Source organism: Pseudomonas sp. FW305-96 (assembly GCF_058783825.1).
This window is the reverse complement of sequence record NZ_JBYSYW010000017.1, coordinates 84023-100133: the sequence shown is the minus strand read 5'-3', so window position 1 is coordinate 100133 and position 16111 is coordinate 84023. Positions and strand designations below refer to the sequence as shown.

The window sequence follows — 16111 nt, the reverse complement described above, 5'->3', positions numbered from 1 at the left end:
TTGAATTCAAGGCGAGCAATCAGGCCTTGAAGGTCTTACCTTCGAACTGCTCGGCAACGAACTTCCAGTTGACCAGGTTCCAGAACGCCTCGACGTACTTCGGACGCAGGTTGCGGTAGTCGATGTAGTAGGCGTGTTCCCAGACGTCGCAGGTCAGCAGCGGGGTGTCGCCGCTGGTCAGCGGGCAGCCGGCGCCGATGGTGCTGGCCAGGGCCAGGGAACCGTCAGCCTTCTTCACCAGCCAGCCCCAGCCGGAACCGAAGGTGCCGACCGAAGTCTTGGTGAACTCTTCCTTGAACTTGTCGAAGGAACCGAAGGCAGCGGTGATGGCGTCAGCCAGGGCACCGGTCGGTTGGCCACCGCCGTTTGGCGACAGGCAGTTCCAGTAGAAGGTGTGGTTCCAGACTTGGGCTGCGTTGTTGAAGATGCCGCCCGAAGAGCTCTTGACGATCTCTTCCAGGGTCTTGCCTTCGAATTCGGTGCCTGGGACCAGGTTGTTCAGGTTCACGACATAGGTGTTGTGGTGCTTGTCGTGGTGAAACTCCAGGGTTTCCTTGGAGATGTGCGGCTGCAGGGCATCGTGGGCGTACGGCAGCGGCGGCAATTCAAAAGCCATGGTGGATCTCCTGATTCAGGTCTGTTTGCGGTATGCGCAAGGCCGATCACGGGCGGCCCGGTGAGCGTCGGCGAGTTTGTACTCTTTGCGACGCAAGGGCTGGATCATAGCACCGGCCTCGGCGCTTAACCACGCAACATCTATAGGGAATAGAGGTTCCAGAGCGGTTGGCTGGGGCCGACAGGTGGGCTGCGTGACTGTCTCGGCTCAGCGAGGGATACCCGGTTTTTTCGCGGCGTCAGTTGAAGATCAACTGCGCCGCCACCGCGAACATCATTACCGCCACCATCAGGTCCAGCATGCGCCAGGTCGCCGGGCGCGCCAGCCATGGCGCCAACCAGGCAGCGCCGATCGCCAGGGTCGAGAACCATACCAGCGAGGCGCTGGCGGCGCCGGCCACGTAGGCGCCGGGCACGGTCTGCTGGGCGCCGAGGGAGCCGATCAGCAACACGGTATCGAGGTAGACGTGCGGGTTGAGCAGGGTCACCGCCAGGGCGCTGAGCAACACCGCGCGGCGCGAACGCATGCCCTGGCCTTCCTGATGCTGCAGGCTCTGTTTAGAGCAAGCGCTGCGCAGGGCCTTGGCGCCGTACCAGATCAGGAACAGCGCACCGCCCCAGCGGGCCACGGCCAGCAGTGTCGGGTTGTGCGCTAGCACCGTGGCCAGGCCGAATACCCCGGCGGCGACCAGCAGCGCATCGCAGACGATGCACAATGCGGCTACGGGCAGGTGGTGTTCACGGCGCAGACTTTGTGCCAGGACGAAGGCGTTCTGCGCGCCGATGGCCATGATCAGGCCGAAGGCCACCAGCATGCCGTTGAGATAGCTTTGCCACATAGCGGGAACACTCCACTGGCGCCGATGCACGATCGGCGCGGGTTGCCAAGAAAGATGTGGCCATTCTGGCTGTTGTGGCGGTATAAGAAAAACAAATAGAGCTGATCAGTCATTAGAGAAATCGATGTTCGACTACAAATTGCTCGCTGCCCTCGCCGCGGTAATCGAGCAAGGTGGTTTCGAGCGTGCGGCCCAGGTACTGGGGTTGTCGCAATCAGCCATCTCGCAACGCATCAAGCTGCTTGAAGCACGGGTTGGCCAGCCAGTGCTGGTGCGCGCCACGCCACCGAGCCCGACCGAAGTCGGGCGCCAGTTGCTCAACCATGTGCAGCAGGTGCGCCTGCTCGAGCGCGACCTGCAACGCCAGGTGCCGGCACTGGACGAGGAAGGCATGCCCGAGCGCCTGCGTATCGCCCTTAACGCCGACAGCCTGGCGACCTGGTGGGCGGGGGCGGTAGGCCCGTTCTGCGCCGCGCAGCAGGTGCTGCTCGACCTGGTGGTCGAGGATCAGGAGGTCGGTCTCAAGCGCATGCGCGCCGGCGAAGTGGCGGCCTGCCTGTGTGGCAGTGAACGGCCGGTGGCCGGAGCGCGCAGTCTGCCGTTGGGCTCGATGCGCTATCGGGCGCTGGCCAGCCCCATGTTCAAGGCGCGTTACTTTCCCACCGGGTTCGCGGTCGAGCGCCTGGCCCGTGCCCCGGCAATCGTGTTCGGGCCGGACGATTTCCTGCAGCATCGTTACCTGGCGTCGTTGGGTGTACAGGAGGGCTTCCTGCATCACCTGTGCCCCTCGTCCGAAGGTTTCATGCGCATGACGGAGGCCGGCCTCGGCTGGGGGCTGGTGCCGGAGCGACAGGTGGCCAAGCAGCTGGCACGTGGCGAGCTGGTGGAAATCTGTGTCGATACCCCCATCGATGTGCCGCTGTACTGGCATCATTGGCGCAACGGCGGGCAGTTGCTCGCCCAGTTGACCGACCACCTGCGCCATTCGGCGCGGGACTGGCTGGTGCCCTTGTAGGCACTTCAAGCGTCAGCTGCATCCGAAATAAAGCAAGGCGGAGTCTTACATGCGAATTCTGGTCACCGGCGCGAGCGGCTTCATCGGCGGACGCTTTGCGCGTTTTGCCCTGGAGCAGGGCCTGGATGTGCGGGTCAATGGCCGGCGGGCAGAGGGTGTGGAGCATCTGGTCAAGCGTGGGGCGCAGTTCATCCCCGGCGACCTGGGCGACGCCGAACTGGCCCGGCGCCTGTGTCAGGGCATGGACGCGGTGGTGCACTGCGCTGGCGCCGTGGGGACCTGGGGCCGCTATCAGGACTTCCACCAAGGCAACGTGGTGCTTACCGAGAACGTGGTTGAGGGCTGCATCAAGGAACATGTGCGGCGCCTGGTACACCTGTCGTCGCCGTCGATCTACTTCACCGGCCGCTCGCGCCTGGACATCCGCGAAGACCAGGTCCCACGCCGCTTCCACGACCACTACGCGCTGACCAAGCACCTGGCCGAGCAGAAGGTGTTCGGCGCCCAGGAGTTCGGCCTGGAGGTGCTGGCGCTGCGCCCGCGCTTCGTCACCGGTGCGGGCGATGCGAGCATCTTCCCACGGCTGATGCGCATGCAGGCCAAGGGGCGCGTGGCGATCATCGGCAATGGCCTGAACAAGGTCGATTTCACCAGTGTGCACAACCTCAACGAGGCACTGCTCAGCGCACTGTTCGTCGAGGACCAGGCCTTGGGCCAGGCCTACAACATCAGCAACGGCCAGCCGCTGCCGCTGTGGGATGTGGTCAACTACGTGATGCGCCGCATGCAGCTGCCCCAGGTCACCCGCTATCGCTCACCCGGCCTGGCCTACAGCCTGGCGGCGCTCAACGAAGGCGCCTGCCTGCTCTGGCCCGGGCGCCCGCAGCCGACCCTGAGCCGCACCGCGGTGCAAGTGATGAGCACGGATTTCACCCTCGATATCAGCCGCGCGCGCCAGTATCTGGACTACCGGCCCGGCAGCGATGTGTGGTCGGCGCTGGATGAATTCTGCAGCTGGTGGCAGGCGCAATCCGGGCAACGCTGAACCTGTGCGTGGGATGATGGTCATCAGTGCGCCGCCCTGGCGGTTTATACTCATGCCTCTTTGCTACTACCGCGGTTGAATGCACCCATGCGTAACGACGCCCACGATGATTTCGATGATGTGCCGACCCTTCGTGCCGGCACCCCTGATGACGATGAATTGCTGCCTGCCCATGTGGCCCGTAGCCGCCAGAAGGCGGTGCGACCGCGTAGCAATGGCCCGCTGTGGACATTGCTGGGCGCCTCGTTCATCGCCTTGGCCGGGCTTGGCTGGTGGAGTTTCCAGCAGATCACCCTGATGGAGCAACAGCTGGTCGCGACCCAGGAAAGCTTTGCCCGGATCAGTGAAGAGGCAGCCGGGCGCCTGCAGGTGATCAGCGGCAAGGTCGATGCCAGTGAGTCCAGCAGCAACACCGGCAGCGAGGCATTGAAGTTGCAGATTCGCCAGTTGCAGGCTTCCCTGGCCGAGCAGGGCAAGCAGCAGTTGGGCGTCGCCGGGCAGGCGGGAGACCTGGGCAAGCGCCTTGAACAGGTGCTGGCCGATACCCGTGAACAGCAGAAGGCGGTCACCGAACTGCAAAGCCAGTTGCAGGCGCAACTCAAGGCCGTCAATGCCGAGCTGGCCGCACTCAAGTCGGGGCAGGTGGATGGCGGTAAGCTCGATGGCCAGCTCAAGAGCCTGAGCAACGAGGTGGCGGCGCTGAAGAAACAGGGCAACCCGAGTGCCGCCATCGAGAGCCTGGAGCAAGATATGCTGGTGCTCAAGAGCCAGGTGGACAATCGCCCGGCAGTCTCTGCAGGCGGAGCTTCGGTGCAGGAGTTCGATGCCTTCCGCGGGCAGACGACCCGCAATATCAACACCCTGCAGAGCCAGATCCAGAACTTGCAACAGCAGATCAATGCCCGCCCTTGAGCCGAGCATGAATGTGGCACCTGGTACTTCGATCAGGTGCCATTGCCTCTGATCTTGCCTGTTTCCCGCGCCTGCAGCATTCCCTTCGGCAGACCCCGCCCCGTCCGTACCTGGCATTTTTGTCAGGTGTTGGACTGGCGGGAGTTTGTTACATCTACAGCACGACGACGGCAGCCGTTTCCTTCCTTGATCCTGTTTCCATCACTCGTTGGCAAATGCCTTGTGTCGTGACGAACTCGTTGCCCCGTATCCGCAAGGGTGCAGGGCCGCGTACCTGTAGAATCGATTAGGAAAATGGCCATGAACAAGCCTGTATCCAAACAACTTAGCGGTCAATTGCTGCGGCCCGCGGGTAAACGCTCCAGAGTATTGTTTCCACAGGGTGGAGTGTTGGAATTCAAGGACCTGATTGTCGAGGGTCTGGTTGATGACGGCGTGGACAATCCTGCCGAACTCTTGCCGGTGGCGGCCCATGACAAACCGTTGACCGTGAGGGTGCCCAACTGGGATGAGGTCGAGGAAGGTATGGTCATCGCGCTGTATGTGAACGGTGACGACGAACTTGAAGGGGTGGATGGGGCCTGGCATTCGGTCACGAGGGCTGAAGAGGCGGATCCGACTCACAAGTTTCCACTGGCGTTGCCAAGTAGTTACTGGGATTTCGTTGCAAAGGGCGAGGATCGCACCTTCCAGGTGGGTTACTCGGTCCGACCAGAGTTTTCAGGTGAGTACGAAAGAGGGCCCAACCGGGTCATCCGTATCGACAAACTGGCGCCGGGTGGCAACCCGGGTACGCTCGCCAGGCTATCGTTTGCTGCGGACATCGAGGCCAGGCAACGCATCCTGAAAACGGATTTTGTCGCGGGTATGCTTACGGTTCATGTCAGGGGCTATCTGGCGCAGCGGCAGGGTGACCAGATCATGGTGACCATAACTGACGGCACCACCCCATTGTTGGTTGGCCCCTTCTCCGTCACCAGCAGTACTGACGCCACGCCTGTGGAGTTGCCGCTGGCCGAGCTGCAAAAGCTCAAGGACAATACCCCGATCAAATTCACCTACACGTCGCAGGATCGGGCAGGGAATCTCTCGATCGTTTCCGTGCCACATGACACCCTCCAGTTACTGCTACAGGATATTCCCGTCGTTTTGCCAACACCTGAAGTGCCAGGCTTTGATCAGCCGGGCGATCCGCTGATCCTCGACAAAGATGCCCGTGCGGGCATCAGGCTGGTGGTTCCCACGGTCACCGGGGCTCGTATCGGAGACGAGGTCGTCGTGCTTTGGGGAACGCAACGTTCGGATAAACATGAAGTCACTGTGGTGCGGCCATCGCCAGACCCATTGTTGGAGCCGTATTTGCTTTATCCGCTGACCAGCGCTGGGCCGCAGACAGGTGCCGTGGCGGTCAGCTATGAACTGTGGCGCGACGGCTTCAAGATCGGCGACGCGATGTCCACGGCGACCGTGAATGTCGACCTGCGACTGCCGGGTGGGCCCGATCCCGATCCGGAGCTGCCAGGGCATGGCAATCTGAAATTGGCCACCATCGTCGGCAATGACTCCGGGCAAGCGGATGACCTGACACCCGAGGATGTCGCCGCCGGGGCGCAAGTGACCATCCCCTGGTTCGCCGTGGACGGTAGTGAACTGTTGGAGGAGGACGATGAACTCGAACTGATCTGGGGCGAACAGCCCCCCCACGCGCTTGATCCCGTGAGCGCTGCCGAGGCGGCTGCCGAGGTCGACATCACCCGCCGGGTTCCCTCGACCGTGTTGGCCAGCGAGCCCAGCGGCACCGTACAGATGGCCTATACCGTGACCCGGGTGTTCGGTGCGAACGGCGAGGAAAACACCGCGCTGTCGCCCTCCAAGCCTGTTGCCGTCTTGCGCGGGCAAGATCTACCGGGAGAGGGTACTGCGCTCAAGGCACTCGAGTTCACCGACCTCAATCGGTTTGGCGCAATCGACATCGAAAAGGCGCAACGACCTTTACCGGTGAAAATAGAGCTTTATGACAACGTGGAGGAGGGCGACACCATCGTGATCCATCTCAGGGCAGACGACAGTCAGCGGCCGACTCCCGGAAACCCGATCTCGGCTGCTGAAGAAGATCTCGATTTCATCAGAATCGAAGCCCACCATAAACGTGCCGGAGAACTCACCCTCGAAATCGCACGTCGATGGGCGTTCATCGTCTGTTCCGGCTCGGCCACCGTCGAATACACGGCGACGAATGCCCATGGGCCGGTGAAGGCTGGTCACATGCGTGTGCCGGTCACGGTAAGAGAGCCCAGCCAGCCGACATGCCCGCTGCCTTGAAGTGACGGTGCCCTGGTGATTCGCCAGGGCACTGCTTCTTCATATTCCGTGGTTGCCTGTAGGCACCTTGGCTAGCAGAGGATGACGCATGAGCACCTTCAATGAAGGGATAAAGGGCACGCTTGAATTCAAAGCACTCGAAGTCGATGCGCTGTTGGATGACGGTTACGATGAGCTCCCCGAACTGTTACCGGGCGACAGGCTGGGCGATGATCTGCATGTAATCGTCCCGTGGTGGCCGGAGATTGTGGTTGATGACCACATCGCGTTGGTCTGGGACGAAGAGATCCTCGAGGCCGAGCACGGCGCTAACCATCGTGTCGAGCAATATGAGGCGCAAGACCCCAAGCATGAGTTCGAGCTGACCCTGCCCGCTTCCTATTGGCGTTCGGTAGGGGAGGGGGAGGAATCGCGGTTCAGCTTGGGCTACGCAGTCCGCCCTTCCCTGAGCACGGTCTGGGAGCATGGTCCCAGCCGGTTTGTTCGCGTTGACAGGCTGGCCCCCGGAGGTGAGGAGGGGGCCTTGGGGAAGATGGTGTTCCCCAAGGCATTGGAGGACAGGGGCGTCATCCTTGAGTCCGATTTCGAGCAGGGTGTGCTCTGGGCCACGATCAGTGGTTATTTGCATCAGGCGCTGGGTGACACGATCACGGTGAGTATGACCGATGGCATTGAACGAGTCAGCGCGGGGCCGTTCACCGTGGACAGCGAGAGAGAGGCTACCCCCATCGCATTGCCCCAGGCCCAGTTGCAGACATTGGTTGGCGGAATTCCTGTCTCTTTCACCTACCAGGTACTGGACCGGGCAGGTAATGAGTCCGCCCTGTCCCTGGCTCATGACAGCCTGGTGCTCGAGGTCGTTCAGCCCCTGCCCGCGCCGCGAGTGGCGGAGGCAGACGAGGCGGGCAATCTTGACTTCAGCCTGCTTGGAGATGCCGACGTTCTTGTTTATCTGGACCCCGACGACCGTTGGGTAGTCGGGCAGGCGGTGACGCTGGTCTGGGTGGGCATGACCGCCAATGGCAGCCGTCTGGCGCCTGTGATCAAGCACGGCCAATTGAAGGCTGATGGCGTTGAGTGTTCTTTGGAGAACGCCCATGCGGCAGCGGTTTTACAGGGGGATGCACACCTTGTCTATCGCATTGACGAAAGTGGACTCGGGTCCGATCCACGGGTGATCTCCATTATCGGCTCCCTCGAACTTGAAGCTCCTGAGGTGGATGAGGCAGCGGAGGGGGCGCTCGATCCCGAGGATGTTCCGCCGCAGGGCGCGACGATACGGATCAAGGCCTACCCGCACATGGCCAAGGGGGATCAGCTCCTGCTGGAGTGGAAAGGCATGTCCGCTGCTGGAGATCCTCATGATCTTTCCTGGACCCTCGATGTTCAACAGGTGGGTGACCTTGAGCAACAGGTCGGGAAGGACGAGGTCGACGTCCTCGACGGGGGGCGGGTCACCTTGTTCCATACGCTGACTGCAGTGGGCGGCGCCCTCTCCGGTTCCGCGAATTGTGATCTGCGAGTAGGGCGTGTTGCTTTCCCGCGCCCCGAAGTGGAAAAGGCGTTCGGCGATGACAAAGACCAGTTGGACTTCAACCGCGACTTCGTCGGGGCCAGCCATGTGAAGGTCACCGTGCGCCAGTACGCCGGCATGGTCGGGGACCAGGTCGCGGTAGTGCTGGAAGTGCCGGACCTTGCCTACCAGTCACCCTGGAAGGACGTCGTCGGGCCAGCGGATCTGGTGTTCGAGGTGCCCGCTGGCGTGGTGATGCATGGGATCGGACATAGGGTGCCGATCAGCTACAGGATCCTGCGCGGTGATCAAGAGGAAACCTCGGATGTGCTGGAGCTGAACATTCACGAACAGCTGTTGGATATGCAGGCTCCCAGATACATGTCCTTTGCCGGCCAGGAACCGAAGTTCATCGTGCGCTATCACGAGGTCAAGAGCGGCGACCAGGTCGACATTCACTGGCAGGTTGAAGGGGAACTGTCCAGGAGTGCAACGGCGGCAGTATTTAAGGACGCCACCTACTGGCTTGTGTCTATCGAGCCAGGCTGGGTTGACGCAGATGAAGGAAAGACGGTTTACGCCAACTATTCCATTGTTCCGAAAGTGGGTGAAAAACGGCAGTTTTCGCCTGTTCATGCATTCAAACCGAAGTAACGGCTCGGCCCCAGCAGATCCCACATTCCAGGCGCTATGGCGAGACGGAAAGCAGTGTTCTTCCGACGTAACAACAGAAAAATCTTACAGAAGATTTTCGGCTTTCTGTCGAGACTGTTCGCCGTTTCAACTGCGCCGAGTTGCTACCACAACTAGCCGTTCGGTTGACGATGTTAAGTGGGAGATCGATATGAGAGTTTTCAGCATACCCTTGAATATTGCGGTGGGTCTGATAGCTGCCATGACAGGCACTGGCCTGGTCGAGGCCAAGGTACTCGACAACCAGAGTGAAACGGTCACGGGGCCGGTCGCGGATACCTATGAGCTGAGAAACGGATCGACCCTGGAGATCACCGCCACCGGCAGCACTCAGGGTATTACGGTCTCTACGGGATCGACTGTCACTGTCAATGGTGGACAGGTAGCTGCCACCGGCACGCAAGCCGGCATCAACCTGCGCGATGGCACCCAGGCGCTGCTCAATGGCGCAACCGTGACGGGTGGGGCGGCGGCATCCTCGTTCGGCGTTTCGGCGCTTCTGGCCTCCAGCATCCGGGCCCAGGGCAGCACGATTGCAGGTGGCAGTGGTGCCTCCCTTGTGCAAGGCAGCAGTCTTGTACTGGAAGGCAGCACGCTCACTGGGCTGGAACGCGTCGGTGCTTTCGTCGTCGGCTCCAGTCTGCAAGCCACGGGTGGCAGCCTCGTCAGTGGCAAGACGTATGGTCTGGATGTGCGCCAGGAGTCGGCAGCCAACGGCGGTGGCGACTCCCGGGTGGCCCTGGATGGATCGACGGTCAGGGGCGACACCCAGAGTGCCATCATTGTCAGGGCCGGCACCCGTAGTTCCACCGGCACCGCACATATTCTGGTGGCCAACGGCAGCCAGCTTATCGGTGGCAATGGCAATATCCTCGAGGTCATCGGCGGCATGACCGCCGACTTCACCGCAGACAACAGTCAACTGAGCGGCGACGTAGTGGTGGAAGCCGGCAGTACCGCGAACCTGTTGCTGCAGAACAATGCCTCGCTGCGGGGGAACCTGGTCAATGTGCAGAGCCTGGAGCTGAACAGCGGTGGCCGCTGGATCCTGACCAAGGATGGCGAGGTTGGCGACCTGACGCTCGACAATGGCACGGTGGATTTCACCGACCGGGACACAACGACTGGCTTCAAGACCCTGACGGTAGACAACCTCAAGGGCTCGGGCATCTTCGTGATGGACATCGACCTGGCCAGTGGTACCGGCGATCTGCTGAAGGTCACCGGGGCCGCCGAGGGCAGCCACCAGTTGAGCATCGCCAGTACCGGTGCCGACCCGGTCGAAGGGCAGGCTCCGCACCGTATCGTCGAAACCGGTGGTGGTGATGCGACCTTCGGCCTGCTGCACGATATCGATTTCGGTACCTACACCTACACCCTGGAAAAAGGCGAGGGCGAGGACAACTGGTACCTGGTGCAGAAGTTCGACGACAGCGGCAGCCCCATCGTGACGCCGGGCGCCCGGGCAGTGCTGGGGATGTTCAGCGCCGCGCCTACCGTCTGGTATGGCGAGCTGTCCTCGTTGCGCAGCCGCATGGGTGAATTGCGCCTGGGGCATGGCCAGGGCATCTGGATGCGCAGCTACGGCAACCGCTACAACCTTTCGGCGGGCAACGCTGTGGCCTATCAGCAGGACCAGAACGGTGTGAGTTTCGGTGCCGACGGCGCGGTGCCGGGCCACGACGGGCGCTGGCTGCTCGGGGTCATGGGCGGTTACAGCGAGTCCGACCTGGACTTCAGCCTCGGTTCATCCGGCAAGGTCAAGAGCTACTACGTCGGGGCCTACAGCACCTGGATGGCCGACAATGGGTACTACATTGACGCTGTGCTCAAATACAACCGTTTCCGTAATCGCAACGACGTGGTGATGAGCGATGGTCGCAAGACCAAGGGCGAATATCACAATGACGGCCTCGGGGCCTCGGTGGAGGTCGGGCGGCACTTCAAGCTGGACGATGGCTGGTATGTCGAGCCGTTCACCCAGCTGTCCACGCTGTGGGTCGATGATGACAGCTACACGTTGGACAACGGCATGCGCGCACAGAGCGATGGCGCCAACTCGGTGCTCGGCAAGGTCGGAGCGCAGGTCGGGCGCAGCCTGGCGCTGGACAACGGCAGTGTCCTGCAGCCTTACCTGAAAGTCGCGGCGGCTCACGAGTTCATCAACAGCAACAAGGTGAAGATCAACGACAACCACTTCACCAACGACCTCTCCGGCACCCGTGGCGAAGTGGCCGTGGGCCTGGTGGCGCAGGTCTCGGAAGTGCTGCAGCTGCACGGCGAGTTCCAGTACAGCAATGGCGAGCATATCGAGCAGCCGTACGGGGTCAACCTGGGGTTGCGCTATAACTTCTGATCGCTCGCAGGCATGCACTTGCAGGAGCGGGCTCGCCCCGCTCCTGCAGGTTTTGAATGCGACTACAGCCGCGGGTAGTCGATATAACCTACCGGCCCTTTGGCATAGAAGGTCTCCGGATGCGGCGCATTGAGCGGTGCATCGGCGGCCAGGCGCGCTGGCAGGTCGGGGTTGGCGATGAACGGAATGCCGAACGCCACCGCATCGGCTTTACCGCTGGTCAGGGCAGCGTTGGCGCCGGCCTTGTCAAAGCGCTCATTGACGATATAGGGGCCGCCGAACGTCGCCTTGATCAGCGGACCGATGCTGTCGTCAGCCTCTTTCTCCCGCGAGCAGATGAAGGCGATGCCGCGCTTGCCCAGCTCCCGGGCCACATAGGTGAATGTCTCGGCACGGTCGGCGTCGCCCATGTCATGGGCATCGGCCCGTGGCGCCAGGTGCACGCCCACGCGGCCCGGGCCCCACACCTCGATGGCGGCATCGGTCACTTCCAGCAGTAACCGCGCGCGGTTCTCCAGCGAGCCGCCATAGCGGTCGGTGCGCTGGTTGGTGCTGCTCTGCAGGAACTGGTCGAGCAGGTAGCCGTTGGCGCCGTGGATCTCCACGCCGTCGAAGCCGGCGGCCTTGGCGTTCTCGGCGCCGCTGCGGTAGGCCTCGACGATGTCGGCGATCTCTTCGGTTTCCAGCGCGCGCGGTGTCGGGTAGTCACTGAGCGGGCGCACCAGGCTGACATGACCCTTGGGCTGGATCGCGCTGGGGGCCACTGGCAGTTCGCCGTTGAGGTACGACGGGTGGGAGATGCGCCCGACGTGCCACAGTTGCAGGAAGATGCGCCCACCCGCGCCATGGATGGCCTTGGTCACGTTGTGCCAGCCACGCACCTGCTGGTCGTTCCAGATCCCGGGAGTATCCGGATAGCCGACGCCCATCGGCGTGACCGAGGTCGCCTCGCTGAGGATCAGCCCGGCGCTGGCGCGTTGCACGTAGTACTCGGCCATCAGCGCATTGGGCACGCGGCCTTCGTCGGCGCGGCAACGGGTCAGCGGGGCCATGATGATGCGGTTGGGCAGTTCCAGGTCGCCCAGGGTGATCGGGTCGAACAACGTCGTCATGTGCAAAGCCTCGCTTGGATCAGGTCAGAGCTCTTGGCTCATGTGCTCGAGGAACGCCTTGATGGTCGCCTCGTTGCGTTTGAAGAAATGCCATTGGCCGATCTTCTGGCTGCTGATCAGGCCGGCGCGCTGCAGGGTGGCCAGGTGAGCGGAGACGGTCGACTGCGACAGGCCACAGCGTTGGTCGATCTGCCCGGCACACACACCGTGTTCGGTGCTGTGATGCTGCTCGGGGAACTGCGCGGCCGGGTCTTTCAGCCAGTTGAGGATGTCGCGCCGAACCGGATGGGCCAGGGCTTTTATTATTTCGTCGAGATCGATGGGCATGGTGGGGCTCGTGGTGTGTAGCGGTATATCGCGATGTGGCGAAATATAAATCGCTGCATCGCGATATACAAATATGAAGTGGTCATAAGGCAAGTCTTGATAACTATATCGTCTTGTGACGATATAGCTGACAGCGGTGCTAGACTGGCGCCATGAACTATCTCGCGCACCTTCATCTGGGCGGCCCCGCGCCGCAGCAACTGCTTGGCAGCCTGTATGGCGATTTCGTCAAGGGCGAGCTCGCAGGGCGCTTCCCGCCTGCGCTGGAGGCTTCGATTCGGCTGCACCGACACATCGACCGCTACACCGACAGCCACCCGCTGGTGCTGGCGGCGCTGGCGCGTTTCCCGCGCGAGCGGCGGCGGTTCGCGGGGATCGTCCTGGATGTGTTCTTCGACCACTGCCTGGCACGGCATTGGGCGGCGTATGCCGAGCAGCCGCTGGCGCGGTTCACCGATGACTTCTACAAGGTATTGCTCGCCGAGCCGGAGTTGCCGGGCCGGTTGGCGCGCATTGCGCCATTGATGGCGGCGGACGACTGGCTGGGAGCGTATGGCGATTTCGCCACCCTGGAGCAGGTGTTTGCCGGGATTGCCCGGCGCCTGTCGCGGCCTGAGGGGATGGCAGGGGTGATGGTGGAACTGGAGCGCTTGTACGAGCCGTTGCTGGCGGACTTTCGCGAGTTCTATCCGCAGTTGCAGGCATTTGCCCGGGCTCAGCGATTGTCTTGAGCCCGCAATCGCGGGCTCAGGCTGCCCGAGCCTGCCGCTTAGGTGCCACCTCGACTCTCTCTGCCCCGAACAGCGCCAGATGGACCGCCTGTTGCGCCTCGAGCGCCAGCACCGCCCGTTCCTTGCCCGCGCTGCCGATAGGCGGCAACAGGTGGATCAGCACTTGCCCGCGATCCTGGCCGAACAGCCGCATCAAGTGGGAAACCAGGTCGTCCTCGCCAATGAACGGCGCGATCGGATCGGTCTGGCCCGCGCGCAGGTACTGGATTGCCACTGGCTGCAATGGTGTGTTCTGGTCGATCGCCCCGGCCAGCAGGCGCCCATGGAAGGTGCGCAGGCTGCGACCGTCCGTGGTGGTGCCTTCGGGGAAGATCAACAGGGGGCGTTGTTCGCCCAATTGTTCGCTGATCTGCTCGCGCAGGCGCTGTGCATCGCCGCCGCCGCGACGAATGAACAGGGTCCCGGCCTTCTCGGCCAGCCAGCCGGCCAGCGGCCAGTGGCGCACCTCGGCCTTGGACAGGAACGACAGCGGGGTGAGCATGCCGAGCAGTGGGATGTCGGTCCATGACACATGGTTGCAGACCCACAGCATTGGTTGTTGCGGCAGCTCGCCCCTGACCTGCACTTCGAAGGGCAGGGCGGCGACCAGGCGCCCCATGAACATCCGTGTGCAGCGCTGGCGCTGCTCTATCGAGGCGTTCAGCCCCAGACGCTCGCCCAGGGCGATGACGCAGGCCATGGCCAGCCCCAGGGTCAGCACCAGAAACAGCCGCAGCAGGCGGGCACCGGCCCGCAGGCGCCGCATCAGACCGCCGCCTTGAAGTGACGGGCATAGCGCGGGCAGAGGTCGTCGCGCTTGAGCAGGATGAACACGTCGGCAACCTGGAAATCCTCGTCCCAGCACGGCTCGCCGCAGATCTTCGCGCCCAGGCGCATGTAGGCCTTGAGCAGCGGGGGCATTTCGGCGATGACGTTGTTGGGCAGCGGCAGGCTGGGCAGCGGCTTCTTCGGTTCGGCACGCAGGTGCTCGGTGCACAGGTAGCGTTCACGCAGGCGCTGCATGATTGCGTGGGCCTGCACGCCGCCGTCCTGCATGGGGATGCTGGCACAGCCCATCAGGTAACTGTAGCGGCCCTCGTTGAGCACTTCGGCCAGTTCGCTCCAGAGCACGGCGATGGTGCCGCCGTTGCGGTAGGCCGGGTCGACGCAGGTGCGGCCCAGCTCGAGGATCGGCCCCTGCAACTGCAACAGGCCGTGCAGGCTGAACTCCTCTTCGCTGTAGAAGCGGCCCAGGCTGCTGGCGGCCTGGTGGTCGAGCAGGCGGGTGGTGGCAACCAGCTGGCCGGTGGCCAGGTCGCGCACGCCGATGTGGCGGCAGTGGATGTCGTAGTCGTCCATGTCCAGCCCGTGTTCGGCGCCCTTGAGCTTGGCCTTGAATTCGGCGCTGAACACCTTGAAGCGCAGGGCCTGTGCTTCCTGCAGGGCCGCGGCGCCGACCAGGCGTTCGGCTTGCAGACGGCGTTCAGTACTGGTGTCGCCAGAGCGAGCGATCCGGGTCATCGTGAGTCTCCATAAGCCAGCCAAAGGGTTGCGGCCGGTCGGCTTTGTTGTGCAAAGTCAGCCTAGGTACGCCCGGTGTCACCCCCGTGAATCTTTGGTGATGCTTGCGTGACACCCCTGAAAGGAGCTTGCGATGGCCTGGTTGCAACGACTCAACGACCCCTTGCGCCACCCGCTGGCGGCGACCCTGGGTGAAACCTATGCGGCGGTGCTCGAGCGCCTGGGGGCGGTGGCGCCGTTCGAGCTGGCGGTATTGGGCGGGCGTGCCATGGCCACGCCCGGTCTGGCCTTCCTGCTCGGCTACCAGGCGGCACTGCGGGTGCTGTGGCCCAGCGCACCGGCCAGCTTGGGGGCGCTGTGTGCCACCGAGCGGCGCAGCGTGCGCCCGGCGGACATGCACACCCGCCTGGACGGCCTGCGCTTGACCGGCAGCAAGGACTTCGTCACCGCCGGGCTGGACGCTGAATGGCTGTTGGTGGCGGCGCGCCACGAAGGACCGGGCGAGGCGCCGCGGTTGCAACTGGCGGTGGTCTATCCGGGCGAGCCGGGGGTCAGCCTTGAAGCCTTGCCGACCCTGCCGTTGATGCCTGAGGTCGGCCATGGCCGCCTGCAGCTCCAGGATGCCGCGTGCGAGTTGCTGGCCGGCGATGGCTGGGATGCCTACGTCAAGCCGTTCCGCTCCCTCGAAGACCTGTATGTGCTCGCCGCGCTGGTGGCTTGGCTGCATGGCGTTGCCCAGGAGTGCGCCTGGCCGCAGCCACTCCGTCTGAAACTGATCGGGCTGCTCGCCGGCTGCGCCGAGGGCAGCCGGCAATGCCCGGACAGCGTGGCCTGCCACCTGCTGCTGGGTGGCCTGTTTGCCCAGTTCCAGGGCTTGCGGGTCGAGATCGACCAGGCGTTGGCCGCAGGGCCGGGGCACTGGGCACAGTTGTGGCAACGCGACCAAGGCCTGCTGGCGCTGGCCGGCGCGGCCCGTGACAAACGCCTGGCCAAGGCCTGGGCTGCCGCTGGATTGTCATGAAAGCCTGAGACGCTGGGGGAACCTTTGAACCTGGGCTGCAAAGCAGCCCC

The 16111-nt window shown here is 63.1% G+C and carries 14 protein-coding genes; 8 read left to right on the top strand and 6 right to left on the bottom strand.

What is annotated here, in order from left to right; genetic code table 11:
- Positions 1–19: 19 nt before the first annotated feature.
- Both AC3WL2_RS14990 and AC3WL2_RS14985 read right to left on the bottom strand, forming a co-directional pair.
- Positions 20–616, bottom strand: a complete 597-nt coding sequence (locus AC3WL2_RS14990) for a superoxide dismutase (protein WP_102682810.1) — start codon at positions 614–616, stop codon at positions 20–22.
- 238 nt (positions 617–854) lie between these two features.
- Positions 855–1454 (bottom strand): LysE/ArgO family amino acid transporter, encoded by a 600-nt coding sequence (locus AC3WL2_RS14985; protein ID WP_038705505.1) that lies wholly within the window; start codon positions 1452–1454, stop codon positions 855–857.
- A 124-nt stretch (positions 1455–1578) separates the two neighbouring features.
- Here AC3WL2_RS14985 and AC3WL2_RS14980 point away from each other — a divergent pair, with 124 nt between their 5' ends.
- From AC3WL2_RS14980 to AC3WL2_RS14955, 6 genes are all read left to right on the top strand, one after another.
- Positions 1579–2469 (top strand): LysR family transcriptional regulator ArgP, encoded by an 891-nt coding sequence (locus AC3WL2_RS14980; protein WP_102682809.1) that lies wholly within the window; start codon positions 1579–1581, stop codon positions 2467–2469.
- 49 nt (positions 2470–2518) lie between these two features.
- A complete protein-coding gene (locus AC3WL2_RS14975) occupies positions 2519–3514 on the top strand; it encodes an NAD-dependent epimerase/dehydratase family protein (RefSeq protein WP_102682808.1) in 996 nt (331 codons plus the stop codon).
- An 87-nt stretch (positions 3515–3601) separates the two neighbouring features.
- On the top strand, positions 3602–4426 hold the full coding sequence (locus AC3WL2_RS14970; protein ID WP_102682807.1) for an ATPase: 825 nt from the start codon (positions 3602–3604) through the stop codon (positions 4424–4426).
- 300 nt (positions 4427–4726) lie between these two features.
- The gene (locus AC3WL2_RS14965) at positions 4727–6748 is read left to right on the top strand and encodes a hypothetical protein (protein ID WP_102682806.1); all 2022 of its coding nucleotides are present in this window, start codon (positions 4727–4729) and stop codon (positions 6746–6748) included.
- A gap of 88 nt (positions 6749–6836) precedes the next feature.
- The gene (locus AC3WL2_RS14960; RefSeq protein ID WP_102682805.1) at positions 6837–8915 is read left to right on the top strand and encodes a hypothetical protein; all 2079 of its coding nucleotides are present in this window, start codon (positions 6837–6839) and stop codon (positions 8913–8915) included.
- 241 nt (positions 8916–9156) lie between these two features.
- Positions 9157–11310, top strand: a complete 2154-nt coding sequence (locus AC3WL2_RS14955) for an autotransporter outer membrane beta-barrel domain-containing protein (protein ID WP_158247505.1) — start codon at positions 9157–9159, stop codon at positions 11308–11310.
- A gap of 62 nt (positions 11311–11372) precedes the next feature.
- On the opposite strand, the gene AC3WL2_RS14950 is transcribed toward AC3WL2_RS14955, so the two are convergent.
- Together AC3WL2_RS14950 and AC3WL2_RS14945 are read right to left on the bottom strand one after the other, a co-directional pair.
- A complete protein-coding gene (locus tag AC3WL2_RS14950; RefSeq protein WP_102682803.1) occupies positions 11373–12422 on the bottom strand; it encodes an alkene reductase in 1050 nt (349 codons plus the stop codon).
- A 24-nt stretch (positions 12423–12446) separates the two neighbouring features.
- Positions 12447–12749, bottom strand: coding sequence for an ArsR/SmtB family transcription factor (locus AC3WL2_RS14945; RefSeq protein ID WP_102682802.1), 303 nt, complete (start codon positions 12747–12749; stop codon positions 12447–12449).
- Positions 12750–12901: 152 nt separating this feature from the next.
- Between AC3WL2_RS14945 and AC3WL2_RS14940 the strand changes: the two genes are divergently transcribed.
- Positions 12902–13480, top strand: coding sequence for an acyl carrier protein phosphodiesterase (locus AC3WL2_RS14940; RefSeq protein ID WP_102682801.1), 579 nt, complete (start codon positions 12902–12904; stop codon positions 13478–13480).
- A gap of 16 nt (positions 13481–13496) precedes the next feature.
- On the opposite strand, the gene AC3WL2_RS14935 is transcribed toward AC3WL2_RS14940, so the two are convergent.
- Positions 13497–14285, bottom strand: a complete 789-nt coding sequence (locus AC3WL2_RS14935) for a lysophospholipid acyltransferase family protein (RefSeq protein WP_102682800.1) — start codon at positions 14283–14285, stop codon at positions 13497–13499.
- On the bottom strand, positions 14285–15040 hold the full coding sequence (olsB, locus tag AC3WL2_RS14930; RefSeq protein WP_102682799.1) for an L-ornithine N(alpha)-acyltransferase: 756 nt from the start codon (positions 15038–15040) through the stop codon (positions 14285–14287). The genes AC3WL2_RS14935 and olsB overlap by 1 nt, the downstream gene beginning before the upstream one ends.
- Positions 15041–15173: 133 nt before the next feature.
- On the opposite strand from olsB, the gene AC3WL2_RS14925 reads away from it, so the two are divergent.
- A complete protein-coding gene (locus tag AC3WL2_RS14925; protein WP_102682798.1) occupies positions 15174–16061 on the top strand; it encodes an acyl-CoA dehydrogenase middle domain-containing protein in 888 nt (295 codons plus the stop codon).
- Positions 16062–16111 lie beyond the last annotated feature (50 nt).